This is a genomic window from Streptococcus pneumoniae (assembly GCF_001457635.1).
Lineage (GTDB): Bacteria > Bacillota > Bacilli > Lactobacillales > Streptococcaceae > Streptococcus > Streptococcus pneumoniae.
Window position 1 is genome coordinate 352,009 of sequence record NZ_LN831051.1, and the last position, 16,239, is coordinate 368,247.

Consider the following 16,239-nt stretch of genomic DNA (forward strand, 5'->3'; position numbering starts at 1 on the left):
TCGCAGGCTTTGTTTAGTTACCTAAATTAGACTTCCTTCCTTTATCTTATTTTAAATATTTAAAACCAGTTACTGCTTGAAGCTTAACAGTTTACTTAATTCAAATAACAGCTAATCACTGATTCCCTGATTTTATCAAATATACTAATAACAACAATTGTGATACGATCATCATTATAAGAACAACATTTAACGAATCAAAGTTTTTCCGAGATAATAATAAAGCAACAGCAAGCAGTATTATTACTAAAGATTGAATAACTACTATTACTCTTAACATTTTATCCTCCACTAACAACTCAAGCTCCCTTACATTATATCGACCAGCCCCATGGAAAGATTATAGCTAGACTAATCAATGATATAATACATACCAGAATACAAAATATTTTTTTATTCATACTTTTTCTCCTATCTTTATTTTCTACCTACATAGTACCTCTTATTAAGCTCATTTTAAAATTACGTTAACTTTTTTCACGAAAAGGAGAAAATTATGCGTTATTATTATGGATAGCGCTTTCAAATTTTTAAACTCCTATCCCGTCCTTTTATCTATATAATAAGCATAAGCGAAAATATAATAACTGTCAAGTATCTGAAGTGAATTTTATAAAAAAATTACAAGCCAAATTTGTAAAGTTTACACTAAGCCGCTAGGGCAATCGTCTATCAGAATGTCCGTTTATTTGTCAATAATCCGAGAAAATCTTGCAACGCTTAGAAGTCTATAAAAACTATCAACATTTATATGACTTGCGAATAGCAATCCTGCTCAACCTTTCCACACTCTATCTATACAATCAAGATAAAAACATGTGTAAGCAAATCTGCTACACTTTACTAGAGGACGCCAAGAATAAGAAAAGCTACGATAGGCTGGCTATCTGCTATGTCCGTATTGGGATTTGTACAGACGATTCTAAACTTATCCAAAAAGGGTTCTCACTCCTAGAGCTGACCGAGGAAACTTCTATGCTGTCTCATCTCAAAAAAGAAGTAGAGACCCATTATCAACCAAAGAAATTATAAAAAAAGTCGAGGGATTTCCTCGACTCTTTACATATTATTTGTTCGTTAGTTCTTAATACCAGCCATTGTTAAGCCAGAAGTTTTTAGCTCTGCCAAGCCACATAGTGTGTTTACTACTATGTGTCCATGTCACCATGAATCGCCGAACGATTTAACGAGAAAGTATGACTTTTACGTTTATCCCAACTCAATTATGACATTTTTTTCAAAAGTCAATATATCTCACTTTTTCAACGACAAGAAAGAGGCTACCAATCGACCAACCTCTTATTCTGAACCCATCACTCCATCACTTTTTAGCTTCATTCGCTTTCTTAGCGACTGCAATCTGGTATTCGACTTGGTCATTCCCCTTACCGGTACAGCCATGAGCAATTGTAGTCGCTCCTGTCTGATGCGCTATTTCAACTAATTTTTTAGAAATAAGAGGGCGGCTCAAGGCAGATACCAAGGGGTACTTTTGTTCATAATAGGCATGTGACTGAAGAGCCACTAGCACATAATCTGTAGCAAATTCGTCCTTGACATCAATGACATAAGATTCGACTGCCCCAACCTTGAGAGCCTTATCATGGATGAAGTCTAAGTCTTTCCCTTCACCCACATCCATACAAACTGAAACAACATCATAGTCTTTCTTTAACCAGGTAATAGCAACTGATGTGTCCAAACCGCCAGAATAGGCCAAAATTACTTTTTCTTTACTCATGTTCTTTTCCTTCTTTCTATTTTTCAATGGATGCTTTAAAGGCATCCTCAATGAGTTTGTCTAATTCCCCAGACTCCTTCAACTTTTGAATGGTTTTATCGACTGCCTCTTTCAATTCCTTGCTATCTTTTTTCATGGCTACCGCGTAGGAATCATCTTGCTCTTTTTCAAAATTGAGGTCTGCGATTGCTAAATCAGGATTATTTTCCACAAATCCCTTGGAAACAGGTTCTTCAAAGATAACGGCATCCACTTGTCCTGATTTTAAATCTGTGATTAAATTCCCATTTTTAGGCAGAGATACGAGGGAAGAATTTTGTAGCAAATCTTTCGCCATCGTCTCTTGAATCGAACCTTTCTGCGCTCCAACCTTTTTCTGCGCCAAGTCGTTTACAGACTGATAAGTAGTCAAGTCAGATTTTTTGACAATGAGTTTATTTTTTGCAGTATAGTAGGGAATGGAAAAGTCAAACACCTTGCTCCGTTCATCTGTCTTAGAAACACCTGATATGGCAAGGTCGGCTTTTCCTGATTGAACACTAGCCAGTACATTATCAAAACTCATGGGAGATAGTTCCAATTCGACACCTAGTTCTGTTGCGATAGCCTTGGCTAATTCGATATCTGAACCCACAATCTGATTTTTCCCATCAACCACTTTTTGGTATTCAAATGGAGCAAAATCTGGATTGAGGGCTACAACCAATTTTCCTTTGGACTTGATGGCTTCAATTCCAGCCGATTGATTGTTGCTACAAGCAAATAGTAGGGGGAGCATCACTAAACCAAACATCGTCATCAACACCTTCTTCATCTTATTCATAACAAAGTCTCCTTTATGTTTATTCTTTTTGGTTGTATAAATAATACACCTATCTTCATCCTTTGTCAAGCCTAAATTGGAAAAATTTTCAATTTGAAACAAAAAAACCTAGAAATACTACATAAAAATGTCATTTCTAGGCGTATTTATGCTATTCCTCTCTGAAAAACATGAGTATTCAGTCAGTCAAAAAGAGCTGAACAAACTCATTTCCCCTCGCCCAATTCAATGATCCGATGACATTGTTGGGCTACATAAGCATCGTGGGTCACAATAATGACTGTTTTCCCCTCGCGATTCATCTCTAAGAGAAACTTCAAGACCAAATCTCTATTTTCAGGATCTAGCGAACCTGTTGGTTCATCGGCTAAAATCAGCTGGCTGGGTTTTAAGATGGCTCTAGCAACTGCAATTCGTTGTTGTTCGCCACCAGACAACTCGGAAACCTTTTGATGCAAAGTAGATGACAAACCTACTCTCTCTAAAATCTCTTCCACCTTTTTGAGCTTGTCTTTCTTAGACAATTTCACATATTTCAGCGCCAGCATGAGATTGTACTCGACCGTTTCATCATCAATCAGGGCAAAATTTTGAAACAGATAAGAGATATGTTCACGGATTATTGTTTGCGACTTAGCAGAATTGACCGCTAGATTTGTCTGACCAAAAATCTCATACCGTCCACTATAATCACCATCTATCAAACCTAATAAATTTAACAAGGTCGACTTCCCACTACCACTTTTTCCAACAATAGCTACCAAATCCCCCTGATCAATCCTGAGAGACAAGTGATCCAAAATCACTTTTCCCCCAATGGTTTTGGTAATATTTTCCAACTCAATCATAAGATGCCCCCTTTCAATAACTCTACTAGACTTCTTTTCTCCATCCTAGAAGCCAAGACTAGCACAAATAGTATATCCAAACATGTAAAGCCTGCAAACAGCAGAAGTGGCAAGAACGCATGGGCAAAGAAAATCAAGACTAGAAGAGGGAAACTATAGCCCAGCAAGAGCAGAACGAGGAGAGGACGGTAGCGATCGACCAGTTTCCACCCCATAAACTTCTTGGTAATGATATCCCTGCGCTTCAATAAGAAAGTTATTACTAGTAAGAAGTAGGAAATCATCATGCTAAGGAGACCAAACAAAGCAAAGAGTAGGTTAAAATTCCGAACAGCATCTCGATAAGAATCCACTTTCTCTTGTTGAATGGCTTGAATAGATGAAAATTTTAAATAATTTCCATCTGACAATTTCTCAACTAACTCTGTAATCTCTTTTTGATGTTGAACCGTATTTTCAATTTTAATCGGATTATTTAAGCCAGTTGTTGACAGGGAGGCTTTCTCATCCCACATCATATCAGAATCATTGACCAAGCTAATAATTGGATTGGAGAGATTTTCCTTTCGCTTATCACTATATGGGAAAAATGACCAATCTCCTTCATAATAGGCAATCTCGACATCCATCTCCTCTATCGTTCGTTTTTGCTGCTCTTCATACTTCATCGAATGAAAGGCAATTAACTTCCCCAAGAGCTGATTTTTATCTTCTTCACCTTTCGTACTTGCTGGCATCAAAATAACTTTTTTAATACCGGTATCTGGTAGCTTGAATCCCTTGCTCTTTAGAAAATTGCGATTGGCATAGTAAACATCCACCGTATCTGTTAACTGATATTGCTGAATCTGTTCTGATTGGACAAAATTTTTTACAGGAAGACTGCTACTCTGCACATAGCCCGCCTGCGTTTTTTCTACCAAATCCTGATAAAATCGATAGAAATAATCCAATGCCTTCCCTGAGCCTGCCAACTGCTCTTGCCACAAGTTATCATTGAGTTGGAAAGTTTCTAAGGTCAGATAATTTCCTTGGCTGATCCACTGTTTCTGGTAATCCAACTCTTTGTTTTCTTGCTCCAAACTTTTTCCTACCCCAACTAGCAAGACTGTCAGTAAAATGGTAGTTCCAATTTTCATCAAATAATTAAAGAGTAGACCAAATTTGAAAGATGAAAAACCTTTCAGCAGAGAGCTGATTGTCATTTTTTGGATTAAGAGGTAAGTCAACCAACTGATAAAGAGATAAAGCTGCAACAGCAAAAAATGAGACAACCACAGCATAGGAAACAAATCTTTTGGCTTATAATCAAGCAAGAAAAACACGCCTAGATTGATCACAAGAGCCCCACCTAGGAGGAGGTAAAGGTTGCCTTTTACAACATCAGCTAAAACAGCCCTATCTTGAAAACCAAGTAATTTTTGTACCCCAACTCTTTTCATCTCCATCATCGGTTGATACACTGTCACTAACACAAGAAGCAAAATAGCCAAGACAAAAACAATGGCAGATAAAAGCAAATCTCGATTTATGACTTCCACTGCACTTTTGTAGGTCGGCTCTAGCAAGGTAGCCTGGTCTATCTTGAAAAAATCGCTCCATTTCTGTACAATCCTATCCTTGTCCATCTCTTGTGTAGAAGTTATCGTATAGCGACCATTTAAACTACGAGATGTATCCTTGATATAGGTTTGAAAAGTCATAAGCTGAATAGGTTTGGCTTTTAGAAAGGTCGGAATCGTACCAAGTTTATTGGAAATTTCTTTATTACTATAGACTCCTTCACCATCTGTGGTAAAATCAAGAGAAGAAATCCCAAACTCTTGGTAGGGGAAGGTATCTTTATCAAAAACACCAGACTTGACCACCTCATCACCACTGTCTGTTTTGATGATGGAGACTTTATACTCCTTTGATACATCCTCAAAAAATCGAAGAACAGACGCTGCAGGTTCGTTAATATCTTTCAAATACAAATCCAAAGAATCTACAGTCTTTCCCATTTCTTGAATCCGAACCACTTCTCGTGTATAGTTTACATTAAAAACAAAAAAAGTGGTACACAGAAGCAGGAGTAACATACAAAGATGACTGATTTTTTTCATAGAGATACCTCCCGTGAAGAAACTCCCTCTCCAAAAGGGGAGGGAGAATTTTAATTAAAATCCATAGAAATATTCCATTCCCGTTGGTGGGAATTTGAAGATTGAAGCCCGAGCCCATGCCTCAGCTTCTGCACGATCCTTAGAGAATTTATTTCCATCTTTAACAGTTGCTGTATGAGAGCGAGTAGAATGTAAATAATCAGAATAACCAAAATTTCCTGACCATCCTACTCCATAGTTCCATTGACCACCATCAACCCATACTGCCAAAACACTTGTAGAAGCAAGTATACTACATACCATTAAAGATGCAACACCAATTTTAACTAATTTTCTCATGATTTATTTCTCCTATTATCGAGAGCTCTTCCGTAAAAACAGCTATAGTAATTTATCAACAAGTATCGTAGTCCATTGGACTCACCTTCCTTCTATCTCATTTCATTTTTTAACAACGAACTTACTCTTAACCGAGAGAATGGTGCGCTTCTGTATCAGGTCCTTGAACAACCAGAGTAGTATTAAGCACACTCTAACTATTACTCAAGAATCAGTCCAATAAACAATATGGATAGCGCTTTCAAATTTTTAAACTCCCATCTCATCCTTTTATCTATATAATAAGTGAAAATATAATAACTGTCAAGTAACTGAAGTGAATTTTATAAAAAAATTACAAGCCAAATTTGTAAAGTTTACACTAAGCCGCTAGGGCAATCGTCTATCAGAATGTCCGTTTATTTGTCAATAATCCGAGAAAATCTTGCAACGCTTAGAAGTCTATAAAAACTATCAACATTTATATGACTTGCAAATAGCAATCCTGCTCAACCTTTCCACACTCTATCTATACAATCAAGATAAAAACATGTGTAAGCAAATCTGCTACACTTTACTAGAGGACGCCAAGAATAAGAAAAGCTACGATAGGCTGGCTATCTGCTATGTCCGTATTGGGATTTGTACAGACGATTCTAAACTTATCCAAAAAGGGTTCTCCCTTCTGGAGCTAACCGAGGAAACTTCTATGCTGTCTCATCTCAAAAAAGAAGTAGAGATCTATTACCAAGCGAAGGAAAGATAAAAAAGCCGAGGGATTTCCTCGACTCTTTACATATTATTTGTTCGTTAGTTCTTAATACCAGCCATTGTTAAGCCAGAAGTTTTTAGCAGCAGTCCATGAACCGTAACGTCCTGCAACGTAGGCATCTGCTACACGTTCTTGGTTTTCAGCTGAGTAGTCACCGTTCAGGTATGAATCTGTTAATTGGTAACGTCCGATATAACGTCCATTTGTAGCTGTATAGCTACCACCTGATTCTTTTTGAGCGATCCATTCTTTGGCTTCTGCTTCAGATCCGCTTACAGTTGAAACAACTGTTTCACTTACTACTGGAGCTGAAACAGTTTCATCTTGAGCGGCTGGTGCCGCATAAGTAGCTGGCGCTGGTGTTGCAACAGGCGCTACAGGGCCATCGATAACCAACTCTTGATCAACATAAATCAAATGAATGTTATCAATGTGGTTGTTTTCTGCCAATTTTTCAACTGTTGTGTTGTGAGTTTCAGCGATTTCTGAAAGTGTATCACCTTCTTTAACAGTGTAAGTTGATGATTCTTGAGCAGATACAAATGATGGAGAAAATACTGCAAACAAGGCAGCTACTCCTGCAAGAGTTGCTTTAATCTTTTTAGTTATTGATTTCATATTCGAAAATTCTCCTTCTTTCTATAGTTCTATCATACCCTTTAAATATTACCGTTTCTTGACACTTTTATGTAGAAATATTACAAAATTATTTTTTATTTCCCTAAATAAGGTGTTTTTTGTCATAAAAGATACTATTTTTATGCTATTTGAGGTATTAGAAAGGTTTTCATCCACAATTAAAGCCAAGCCCCTCATTCTTTGATATAATAGAGATAAGAATTTTTATAAGGGGAAACTGATGAAATCACTTCGTTTTCAATCTGTCTTTGATATCATCGGACCAGTTATGATTGGCCCATCTAGTAGCCATACCGCTGGTGCTGTTCGTATTGGGAAGATTGTCTCTTCCATTTTTGATGATACTCCGACAGAAGTTGAATTCCAACTTTTTAACTCATTTGCCAAGACCTATCGTGGTCACGGAACAGACCTAGCCCTTGTTGCAGGTATTTTAGGAATGGATACAGATGATCCTGAAATTCCAAATAGTCTGGAAATTGCCCACAAGCGTGGTATCAAGATTGTCTGGACCATTCAGAAAGACAGCAATGCCCCTCACCCTAACACCACTAAAATTACTGTTAAAAATGCCCACAAGACCATCAGCGTGACTGGTATTTCTATCGGTGGAGGAAATATTCAGGTAACCGAACTCAATGGTTTTGCCGTCTCTCTCAATATGAATACACCGACTATCATCATCGTTCATCAAGATATTCCAGGTATGATTGCCCTTGTTACAGAGGCGCTTTCCCGCTATGGTATCAATATCGCCCAGATGAATGTCACTCGTGAAAAAGCTGGTGAAAAAGCCATTATGATTATCGAAGTTGACAGTCGCAACTGTGATGAGGCTATCGAAGAAATTCGAAAAATCCCTCATCTCCACAATGTCAATTTCTTTAAATAGGAGGAAGCATGTTTTATTCTATCAAAGAATTGGTCGAGCAAGCAGATCTGGACTTTCAAGGAAATGTCGCAGAACTCATGATTACAACAGAGTTTGAATTGACCGGTCGCGAACGTGAAGAAGTCTTCCTTCTCATGGAACGCAATCTGGAAGTTATGAAAGCCTCTGTCCAACTTGGCCTCAATGAAAATAAATCTCGTAGTGGCCTGACAGGTGGAGATGCTGCCAAATTGGATCACTACATCAAAAACGAAAAAACTTTATCAGATTACACGATTCTCTCTGCTGCCCGAAATGCTATCGCAGTCAATGAACACAATGCTAAAATGGGCTTGGTCTGCGCTACTCCTACCGCAGGAAGTGCCGGTTGTCTCCCTTCCGTTCTCACTGCTGCTATTGAAAAATTAGACCTCAGCCACGAGCAACAATTGGATTTCCTCTTTGCTGCTGGTGCCTTTGGACTAGTCATCGCAAACAATGCCTCCATCTCAGGTGCTGAGGGTGGGTGTCAAGCTGAAGTTGGTTCAGCCTCTGCTATGAGTGCTGCCGCCTTGACTCTGGCTGCAGGTGGAACACCTTATCAGGCCAGTCAAGCTATTGCCTTTGTCATTAAAAATATGCTAGGCCTCATCTGTGACCCTGTTGCAGGTTTGGTCGAAGTTCCCTGTGTCAAACGTAATGCCATGGGAGCTAGCTTTGCTTTCATCGCAGCAGACATGGCCTTGGCAGGTATCGAATCTAAAATCCCTGTGGATGAAGTGATCGATGCCATGTACCAAGTAGGAGCAAGCATGCCAACTGCCTTTCGTGAAACAGCTGAAGGTGGACTCGCTACCACCCCTACTGGTCGTCGCCTCCAAAAAGAGATTTTCGGAGAATAAGCTTATCAAATAGGAGAAACCATGACCTCTATCACAGCGATTTTTTTCGATTTGGATGGAACCCTCGTTGATAGTTCTATCGGGATTCACAATGCCTTTACCTATACCTTTAAAGAGCTGGGGGTGCCTAGCCCTGATGCCAAAACTATTCGTGGTTTTATGGGACCACCTCTCGAAAGTAGTTTTGCGACCTGCCTGTCCAAAGACCAAATTTCTGAAGCCATGCAGATATATCGTTCTTACTATAAGGCAAAAGGCATCTATGAAGCTCAACTCTTTCCTCAGATTATAGACTTGCTTGAGGAGTTATCGAGCAGTTATCCACTCTACATCACCACGACAAAGAATACATCTACTGCTCAAGACATGGCCAAAAACTTGGAAATCCATCATTTCTTTGATGGTATTTATGGTTCTAGCCCTGAAGCACCCCATAAGGCAGATGTCATTCACCAAGCCTTACAGACACATCAACTAGCACCAGAACAAGCCATCATCATCGGAGATACCAAGTTTGATATGCTGGGAGCTCGAGAAACAGGTATTCAGAAATTGGCCGTCACTTGGGGATTTGGAGAGCAAGCAGATCTACTAAACTATCAACCTGATTATATCGCTCACAAACCCTTAGAAGTTTTGGCGTATTTTCAATAGCATAGACTGGGCGACAACTCTATTTCAGAAGAAAATGAAGTAATACTCAATGAAAATCAAAGAGCAAACTAGGAAACTAGCTGCGGGCTGCTCAAAACACTGTTTTAAGGTTGTAGATGGAACTGACGAAGTCAGCTCAAAACACTGTTTTGAGGTTGTGGATAGAACTGACGAAGTCAGTAACCATATACGGCAAGGCGACGTTGACGTGATTTGAAGAGATTTTCGAAGAGTATAAGTCTCTACATAATAAAACGCATATTACCAAGGTTATTTAACTTGATAATATGCGTTTTTCTTTTTTATTCAATGTGGGTTGTTTGATTAGCAAAGGCGATAATAGCTTGCTTCAACTCATCTCCACTGAGAGTGCGGAACTCTCCAATCTTTTGATTGATGGATTCTAAAGGCATGACATTAACCTTACCAACGAAAATCTTATCCATAACTTGATTATCAACGAGTTCGGTTGATACCAAGAGTTCTTCGTAGAGTTTTTCACCTGGGCGGATTCCAACTTCAACGATTGGAATTTCACTTTCAGTGTGGCCACTTAGAAGCACCATCTTCTTGGCCAAGTCATAAATCTTGACTGGTTTGCCCATATCAAGGATAAAGACTTCCCCATCTTTGGCATAAGCACCAGCATGGATAACCAGACGGCTAGCTTCTGGAATGGTCATAAAGTAACGGGTCATGCGGAAGTCTGTCACCGTTACAGGCCCACCTTCAGCAATCTGACGTTCAAAGACTGGAATGACACTACCACGGCTACCAAGAACATTCCCAAAACGAACTGCACAGTAGGTTGATTGGCTACGTTGGTTAAAGCCAGTGACAATCAACTCCGCCACGCGCTTGGTTGCTCCCATAACATTTGGTGGATTGACTGCCTTATCTGTCGAAATCATAACCATCTTAGGCACCTTGGCTTCATCAACGGCTCTAGCAACATTGTAAGTTCCACGGATATTGTTTTTGAAGGCTTCTTTTGGATTGCGCTCCATCATAGGAACATGCTTGTGGGCTGCCGCATGATAAACAATAGCAGGTTTGTACTGCTCAAAGACTTGCAACAAACGATCATAGTCTTGAATGTCCGCAATCACAGGTACATAATCAATCCCTTGGAACTTACGAATCAATTCATGATAAACAAGGTAGATTGAGTTTTCCCCATGACCGAGCAAGACAATGCGTTCAGGATTGAAGCGACTAACTTGACGACAGATTTCAGAACCGATTGAACCTCCAGCTCCTGTGACTAAGATGGTCTTACCTGTCAGTTCTGCACCCAGACGCGATTCGTCAAGACGGATTTCCTGACGACCCAAAAGGTCCGTAATATCAATTTTTTGGAAGCCAGTACCTGCTTGGTGAAGGCCCTGAACAACAGTTTCAACCTTAGGCATCTTGTAACATTTGACACCCAGCTTATTACACATCTGCAAGATACGCTCATATTCTGACGGATCCAGCGACGGAATCGCAACGATGACACGCTCGATTTGATGGCGTTTGGCTAATTCAGGCAGATTGTCATAAGAGCCCAAAACAGGAATACCACCAAGTTTTTGACCCTTTTTCTTAGAATCCTTATCCAAAATACCGACCAGTTCTAATTCACTGGTTGGATGTTGGTAACTATCCATAAAGAGAGCCCCACCATCACCGGCACCAATCAAGAAGGTCCGACGGTGTTCTCCATCACCACTACCTTTTTTGCGTCTGGAGTAGATTAACTGCCAAGTAATCCGTGGCAATAAAATCAAGAAGGCACTCAACAAGATAAAGAGAATGATAAAACGGATGGAGAAGAGTGGCAAGAAGGCATAACAGATACTATATGACAAGACACTGCTAGCAGTCACACCAAAAAAGATTTTCATGAAATCCGTAATCTTGCTGTAACGACTAATACTCGCGCTCAAGCCCCAAAAATCAACCATCAATTGATAGAACAGGAAGGCCAAACTCGTATAGATAATGTAGTCAACAGGTGCTGGATTAATCAGCCCATAAAATAAAATATAAGATACAATGATGGAAACCACCATACTGAAAATATCAAATATTCCCCAGAAAACCTGCTTTTGTTGTTTATTTAAAATTTCCACCAGATCAATCACATAATCTGTGAGTTTTTTATTCATAGAAATTTACTCCTCCTTAAAATAGTTCTACTATATTGTTATTATAGCACATTTTAATTTATTTGGCTTATTTTTCCAAATAAATTACTGTTCCCTTGTACTCCTTCTTCCATTTAAATCCTCTAATTAAACCTACAATCGTCCCAAGGCCATAAGCAAAGTGAATGGAAAATAAAAGAAAGGGCATCACAATTAGAAATCCATTTTTATGTTTTAATAAAGTCAGCAAAGTGAGTAATGACAGTAATGATAAAAGTAGAAAATAGGCACCTAATAGTAAAGTTATGAATACGAATGTGATCGGTAACAATGCTAGACTAAACACAAGACTCAAAACAAATAAACAAGGAACATAATGAAATAATGATAAACACTTAAACTGAACATGACTTGTCAAGCCAATCCACAAACCATTTGAATACTTTTGATGCAGCATTTTCTTGAATGTTGGTCGAATATACTGATAAGATAGAATACTTGGGCTATAGCGGATTTTATAACCATGTTCTCGAATTCTATAATGAATATCATTATCTTCAGTTCGGCCAAGTTGCTCATTTACTAAACCAACCTTCTGGAAAACCTCTCGTTTATACATCCCATGAAAAATAGAAGAAACATATCTATCCTCGGAACTATTTCGATAATTGGCAATGCTACTGCCAAACATATTTTCCTCAACAAGATGCAAGGTCTCTGCCCATTTTCCTTTTCCTTTGACAATCGTCGGTCTAGGCCCTCCACAGACAAATTCACCTTGTTGAATAACAGCCACATTGTTCATTACAAAACTCTCAGTAACTTTTGAATGAGCATCAATTTTTAAAATAAGGCCCCCTACAGAATGCTTAACTCCCAGGTTAAAACCACTAGCTTGATTTTTCTTAGGATTGTTATACAATCTAATTGAGTTAAACTCTGCATCTTCTTTTATAAATTGCTGAATGATAGCTGTGGTCCCATCTGTGGACATAGCATTTATAAATAGAATTTCAATATTCTCTTTAGGATAGGTTTGATTTTTTAAGTCTTCAATTAGACCAGGCAGATATTTTTCTTCATTGTATGCACTGATTACAATGGATACGAGAAGACTTTCAACATTTTGAGTCACTACTACTCTCCTGAATTTTCCCTTCCACCATTCTATCATAATTTTCAAGACTTTTCCATTTTTATCTTGAAAGCCAGAAACCTTACTTGACATTATAGTGAAAAAGCCTTAAAATAAGCTGTTATTAAAATCAGCTAGAAGAGATATTATATGAAAAAGCAATCACTCTTTTTTGTTCCAGGTATTATCCTGATTGGTGTTTCCTTGCGAACTCCTTTTACTGTTTTACCCATTATTTTGGGAAATATTTCGCAAGGTCTGGAGGTAGAAGTTAGTTCGCTTGGTGTCTTGACCAGCCTGCCTCTCCTTATGTTTACCCTCTTTTCACCATTTTCTACCCGACTGGCTCAGAAAATCGGCTTGGAGCATCTCTTCACCTACAGCCTCTTCTTCTTGACCATCGGCTCACTTATTCGACTAATCAATCTGCCCCTGCTCTATCTAGGAACCTTGATGGTTGGGGCAAGTGTCGCAGTCATCAATGTCCTGCTTCCTAGTCTTATCCAAGCCAATCAACCAAAGAAAATTGGTTTTCTGACCACCTTATATGTAACGTCTATGGGGATTGCAACGGCTCTGGCTTCCTATCTAGCTGTGCCCATTACACAAGCCAGTTCTTGGAAAGGACTTATCCTCCTCCTCACGTTACTCTGTCTAGCAACTTTTTTGGTCTGGCTCCCAAATCACCGCTATAATCATAGACTAGCTCCACAAACCAAACAAAAAAGTCAAATAAAGGTCATGCGTAATAAACAGGTTTGGGCAATTATTATCTTTTCAGGTTTTCAATCCTTGATCTTTTACACCGCCATGACCTGGTTACCTACCATGTCTATCCATGCAGGTCTATCCAGTCACGAAGCTGGCTTGCTGACTTCTATCTTATCTCTGATTAGCATTCCTTTTTCAATGACCATCCCAAGCCTGACAACCAGTTTATCTACTCGCAACCGTCAGCTCATGCTCACTCTGGTTTCACTAGCTGGTGTGGTCGGCATTTCCATGCTCTTTTTCCCAATCAATAATTTCATTTACTGGCTTGCCATCCATCTCCTCATCGGAACCGCAACCAGCGCCCTCTTCCCTTATCTCATGGTCAACTTTTCACTCAAGACAAGCGCCCCTGAAAAGACAGCCCAATTGTCCGGCCTATCTCAAACAGGAGGCTATATCCTAGCAGCCTTTGGGCCAACCCTCTTTGGTTACAGTTTTGACCTATTCCACTCTTGGGTACCAGCTGTAGCTGCCCTCTTGCTCATCGATATCCTGATGACTGTGGCCCTCTTTACAGTGGACAGAGCGGATAAGATCCTTTAAACTTCTAGTTTTAGCTAGAAGTTTTTTATATATAAAAATTTTACACATTTCTCTTGACAGGGCTTTCTTTTAGATGTACAATGTATATGTAGAAAAATTATATATAAAAATCTTACACATTAGAAAAGGAGGTTTCCCATGTACTTTCCAACATCCTCTGCCTTGATTGAATTTCTCATCTTGGCCGTACTGGAGCAGGGTGATTCTTATGGTTATGAGATTAGCCAAACCATTAAGCTGATCGCTAATATCAAAGAATCCACACTCTATCCCATTCTCAAAAAATTGGAAGGCAATAGCTTTCTGACAACCTATTCTAGAGAGTTCCAAGGTCGCATGCGCAAATACTACTCCTTGACAAACGGTGGTATAGAGCAGCTCTTGACCCTAAAAGATGAATGGGCACTCTATACAGACACCATCAATGGCATCATAGAAGGGAGTATCCGCCATGACAAGAACTGAATACCTGACTCAGCTAGAACTCTATCTCAAGAAACTACCTGAAGCTGACCGTATCGAAGCCATGGACTATTTCAGAGAGCTCTTTGACGATGCTGGAGTCGAAGGAGAAGAAGAACTCATCGCTAGTTTGGGAACTCCCAAAGAAGCGGCCCACGAAGTTCTATCCAATCTTCTCGATAAAAAAATCAATGAAGCACCCGCTCAAAAAAATAACCGACAAATTTTACATATCGCCTTGTTAGCCCTCCTTGCAGCACCTATCGGCATTCCTCTGGGAATCGCCATCCTCGTGACCCTGTTCGCAATCCTTGTAGCCGCTTTGACTGTCATTCTGGCTTTCTTTGCAGTTTCCATACTGGGTATCATCGGCGGATTCCTATTTTTAGTTGAAAGTTTCACTGTCCTCGCCCAAGCCAAATCAGCCTTTATCTTGATTTTTGGTTCTGGTTTACTGGCTATCGGTGCTTCTTCGCTAGTTTTACTAGGCATTTCCTATGTAGCTCGCTTCTTCGGTCTACTCATTGTTCGCCTGGTACAATTTGTTCTTAAAAAAAGAAAGAGAGGTAACCAGCATGCGTAAATGGACAAAAGGATTTCTCATCTTTGGTGTGGTGACTACCGTTATCGGCTTTATCCTTCTTTTTGTAGGTATCCAATCTGACGGGATTAAAAGCCTACTTTCCATGTCCAAAGAACCTATCTATGATAGCCGTACGGAAAAGCTAACCTTTGGCAAGGAAGTCGAAAACCTAGAAATTACTCTCCACCAACACGCGCTCACCATCACAGACTCTTTCGATGATCAAATCCACATTTCTTACCATCCATCTCTTTCTGCTCACCATGATCTTATCACCAATCAGAACGATAGAACTCTGAGTCTCACTGATAAGAAACTGTCTGAAACTCCGTTTCTCTCTTCTGGAATTGGTGGGATTCTTCATATCGCAAGTAGCTACTCTAGTCGTTTTGAAGAAGTTATTCTCCAGCTACCAAAAGGGAGAACTCTAAAAGGGATCAACATCTCAGCCAATCGCGGACAAACCACCATCATAAATGCTAGCCTTGAAAATGCGACCCTCAATACAAACAGCTATATCCTCCGAATTGAAGGAAGTCGTATCAAAAACAGTAAACTCACAACGCCCAATATCGTTAATATCTTTGATACAGTTCTTACAGATAGTCAGCTAGAGTCAACAGAGAATCACTTCCACGCTGAAAATATCCAAGTCCATGGCAAGGTTGAACTGACTGCCAAAGATTATCTCAGAATCATCCTAAACCAGAAAGAAAGCCAACGAATTAACTGGGACATCTCAAGCAACTATGGTTCTATCTTCCAATTCACAAGAGAAAAGCCTGAATCAAGAGGTACGGAATTAAGCAACCCTTACAAAACTGAAAAAACCGATGTCAAGGATCAACTCATTGCGAGATCTGATGATAATATTGATCTAATATCCACACCAAGCAGACGTTGACAAAAACGCTTACATCTGCTACTATGGAAGCAT

15 protein-coding genes and 3 pseudogenes are annotated in these 16,239 nt (G+C 39.4%); 10 read left to right on the forward strand and 8 right to left on the reverse strand.

Annotation, left to right across the window (positions count from 1 at the left end; all coding sequences use genetic code 11):
• Positions 1-705: 705 nt before the first annotated feature.
• Positions 706-1,032 (forward strand): annotated as a pseudogene (locus AT689_RS01850) (DNA-binding protein); the annotation flags it as partial.
• Between the two features lie 316 nt (positions 1,033-1,348).
• Here AT689_RS01850 and AT689_RS01855 read toward each other — a convergent pair.
• From AT689_RS01855 to AT689_RS01875, 5 genes and pseudogenes are all read right to left on the reverse strand, one after another.
• A pseudogene (locus AT689_RS01855) lies at positions 1,349-1,741 on the reverse strand (argininosuccinate synthase domain-containing protein); the annotation flags it as partial.
• 16 nt (positions 1,742-1,757) lie between these two features.
• A complete protein-coding gene (locus tag AT689_RS01860) occupies positions 1,758-2,564 on the reverse strand; it encodes an ABC transporter substrate-binding protein (protein ID WP_001038470.1) in 807 nt (268 codons plus the stop codon).
• Between the two features lie 206 nt (positions 2,565-2,770).
• The gene (locus tag AT689_RS01865) at positions 2,771-3,412 is read right to left on the reverse strand and encodes an ABC transporter ATP-binding protein (protein ID WP_000571037.1); all 642 of its coding nucleotides are present in this window, start codon (positions 3,410-3,412) and stop codon (positions 2,771-2,773) included.
• Positions 3,409-5,517, reverse strand: a complete 2,109-nt coding sequence (locus AT689_RS01870; protein ID WP_000723960.1) for a bacteriocin-associated integral membrane family protein — start codon at positions 5,515-5,517, stop codon at positions 3,409-3,411. The genes AT689_RS01865 and AT689_RS01870 overlap by 4 nt, the downstream gene beginning before the upstream one ends.
• 54 nt (positions 5,518-5,571) lie before the next feature.
• A complete protein-coding gene (locus AT689_RS01875) occupies positions 5,572-5,856 on the reverse strand; it encodes a lactococcin 972 family bacteriocin (RefSeq protein ID WP_001230167.1) in 285 nt (94 codons plus the stop codon).
• A 418-nt stretch (positions 5,857-6,274) separates the two neighbouring features.
• On the opposite strand from AT689_RS01875, the pseudogene AT689_RS01880 reads away from it, so the two are divergent.
• A pseudogene (locus AT689_RS01880) lies at positions 6,275-6,601 on the forward strand (DNA-binding protein); the annotation flags it as partial.
• A gap of 51 nt (positions 6,602-6,652) precedes the next feature.
• Here the strand turns inward: AT689_RS01880 and apf are convergent.
• Complete coding sequence (gene apf, locus AT689_RS01885) at positions 6,653-7,225, reverse strand: aggregation-promoting factor (protein ID WP_000836451.1); 573 nt, start codon at positions 7,223-7,225, stop codon at positions 6,653-6,655.
• 241 nt (positions 7,226-7,466) lie between these two features.
• Between apf and sdaAB the strand changes: the two genes are divergently transcribed.
• From sdaAB to AT689_RS13275, 4 genes are read left to right on the forward strand one after another with little or no spacing between them, the layout of a single operon-like run.
• Positions 7,467-8,138: an L-serine ammonia-lyase, iron-sulfur-dependent subunit beta gene (gene sdaAB, locus AT689_RS01890; RefSeq protein WP_000838912.1), complete on the forward strand. Its 672-nt coding sequence runs from the start codon at positions 7,467-7,469 to the stop codon at positions 8,136-8,138.
• Between the two features lie 8 nt (positions 8,139-8,146).
• Complete coding sequence (gene sdaAA, locus AT689_RS01895) at positions 8,147-9,019, forward strand: L-serine ammonia-lyase, iron-sulfur-dependent, subunit alpha (protein ID WP_000500040.1); 873 nt, start codon at positions 8,147-8,149, stop codon at positions 9,017-9,019.
• A gap of 21 nt (positions 9,020-9,040) precedes the next feature.
• A complete protein-coding gene (locus AT689_RS01900) occupies positions 9,041-9,673 on the forward strand; it encodes an HAD family hydrolase (RefSeq protein ID WP_000200890.1) in 633 nt (210 codons plus the stop codon).
• A gap of 49 nt (positions 9,674-9,722) precedes the next feature.
• The gene (locus tag AT689_RS13275) at positions 9,723-9,890 is read left to right on the forward strand and encodes a hypothetical protein (protein WP_000693184.1); all 168 of its coding nucleotides are present in this window, start codon (positions 9,723-9,725) and stop codon (positions 9,888-9,890) included.
• An 85-nt stretch (positions 9,891-9,975) separates the two neighbouring features.
• Here the strand turns inward: AT689_RS13275 and AT689_RS01905 are convergent, their stop codons facing one another.
• The gene (locus AT689_RS01905; RefSeq protein ID WP_001035706.1) at positions 9,976-11,826 is read right to left on the reverse strand and encodes a polysaccharide biosynthesis protein; all 1,851 of its coding nucleotides are present in this window, start codon (positions 11,824-11,826) and stop codon (positions 9,976-9,978) included.
• Positions 11,827-11,893: 67 nt separating this feature from the next.
• Positions 11,894-13,033 carry a glycosyltransferase family 2 protein gene (locus tag AT689_RS01910; protein ID WP_000096213.1) on the reverse strand — a complete coding sequence of 380 codons (1,140 nt, stop codon included), beginning with the start codon at positions 13,031-13,033 and terminating at the stop codon, positions 11,894-11,896.
• A gap of 57 nt (positions 13,034-13,090) precedes the next feature.
• Between AT689_RS01910 and AT689_RS01915 the strand changes: the two genes are divergently transcribed.
• The 4 genes from AT689_RS01915 (at position 13,091) to AT689_RS01930 (ending at position 16,206) form a co-directional block, all read left to right on the forward strand.
• Positions 13,091-14,257, forward strand: a complete 1,167-nt coding sequence (locus tag AT689_RS01915) for a CynX/NimT family MFS transporter (RefSeq protein WP_000744903.1) — start codon at positions 13,091-13,093, stop codon at positions 14,255-14,257.
• A gap of 138 nt (positions 14,258-14,395) precedes the next feature.
• Positions 14,396-14,722 (forward strand): PadR family transcriptional regulator, encoded by a 327-nt coding sequence (locus AT689_RS01920; protein ID WP_000273863.1) that lies wholly within the window; start codon positions 14,396-14,398, stop codon positions 14,720-14,722.
• Positions 14,709-15,302: a DUF1700 domain-containing protein gene (locus tag AT689_RS01925; RefSeq protein WP_000198692.1), complete on the forward strand. Its 594-nt coding sequence runs from the start codon at positions 14,709-14,711 to the stop codon at positions 15,300-15,302. The genes AT689_RS01920 and AT689_RS01925 overlap by 14 nt, the downstream gene beginning before the upstream one ends.
• The gene (locus tag AT689_RS01930; protein ID WP_001233685.1) at positions 15,295-16,206 is read left to right on the forward strand and encodes a DUF4097 domain-containing protein; all 912 of its coding nucleotides are present in this window, start codon (positions 15,295-15,297) and stop codon (positions 16,204-16,206) included. Before AT689_RS01925 ends, AT689_RS01930 begins: the two co-directional genes overlap by 8 nt.
• The last annotated feature ends 33 nt before the right edge of the window (positions 16,207-16,239 follow it).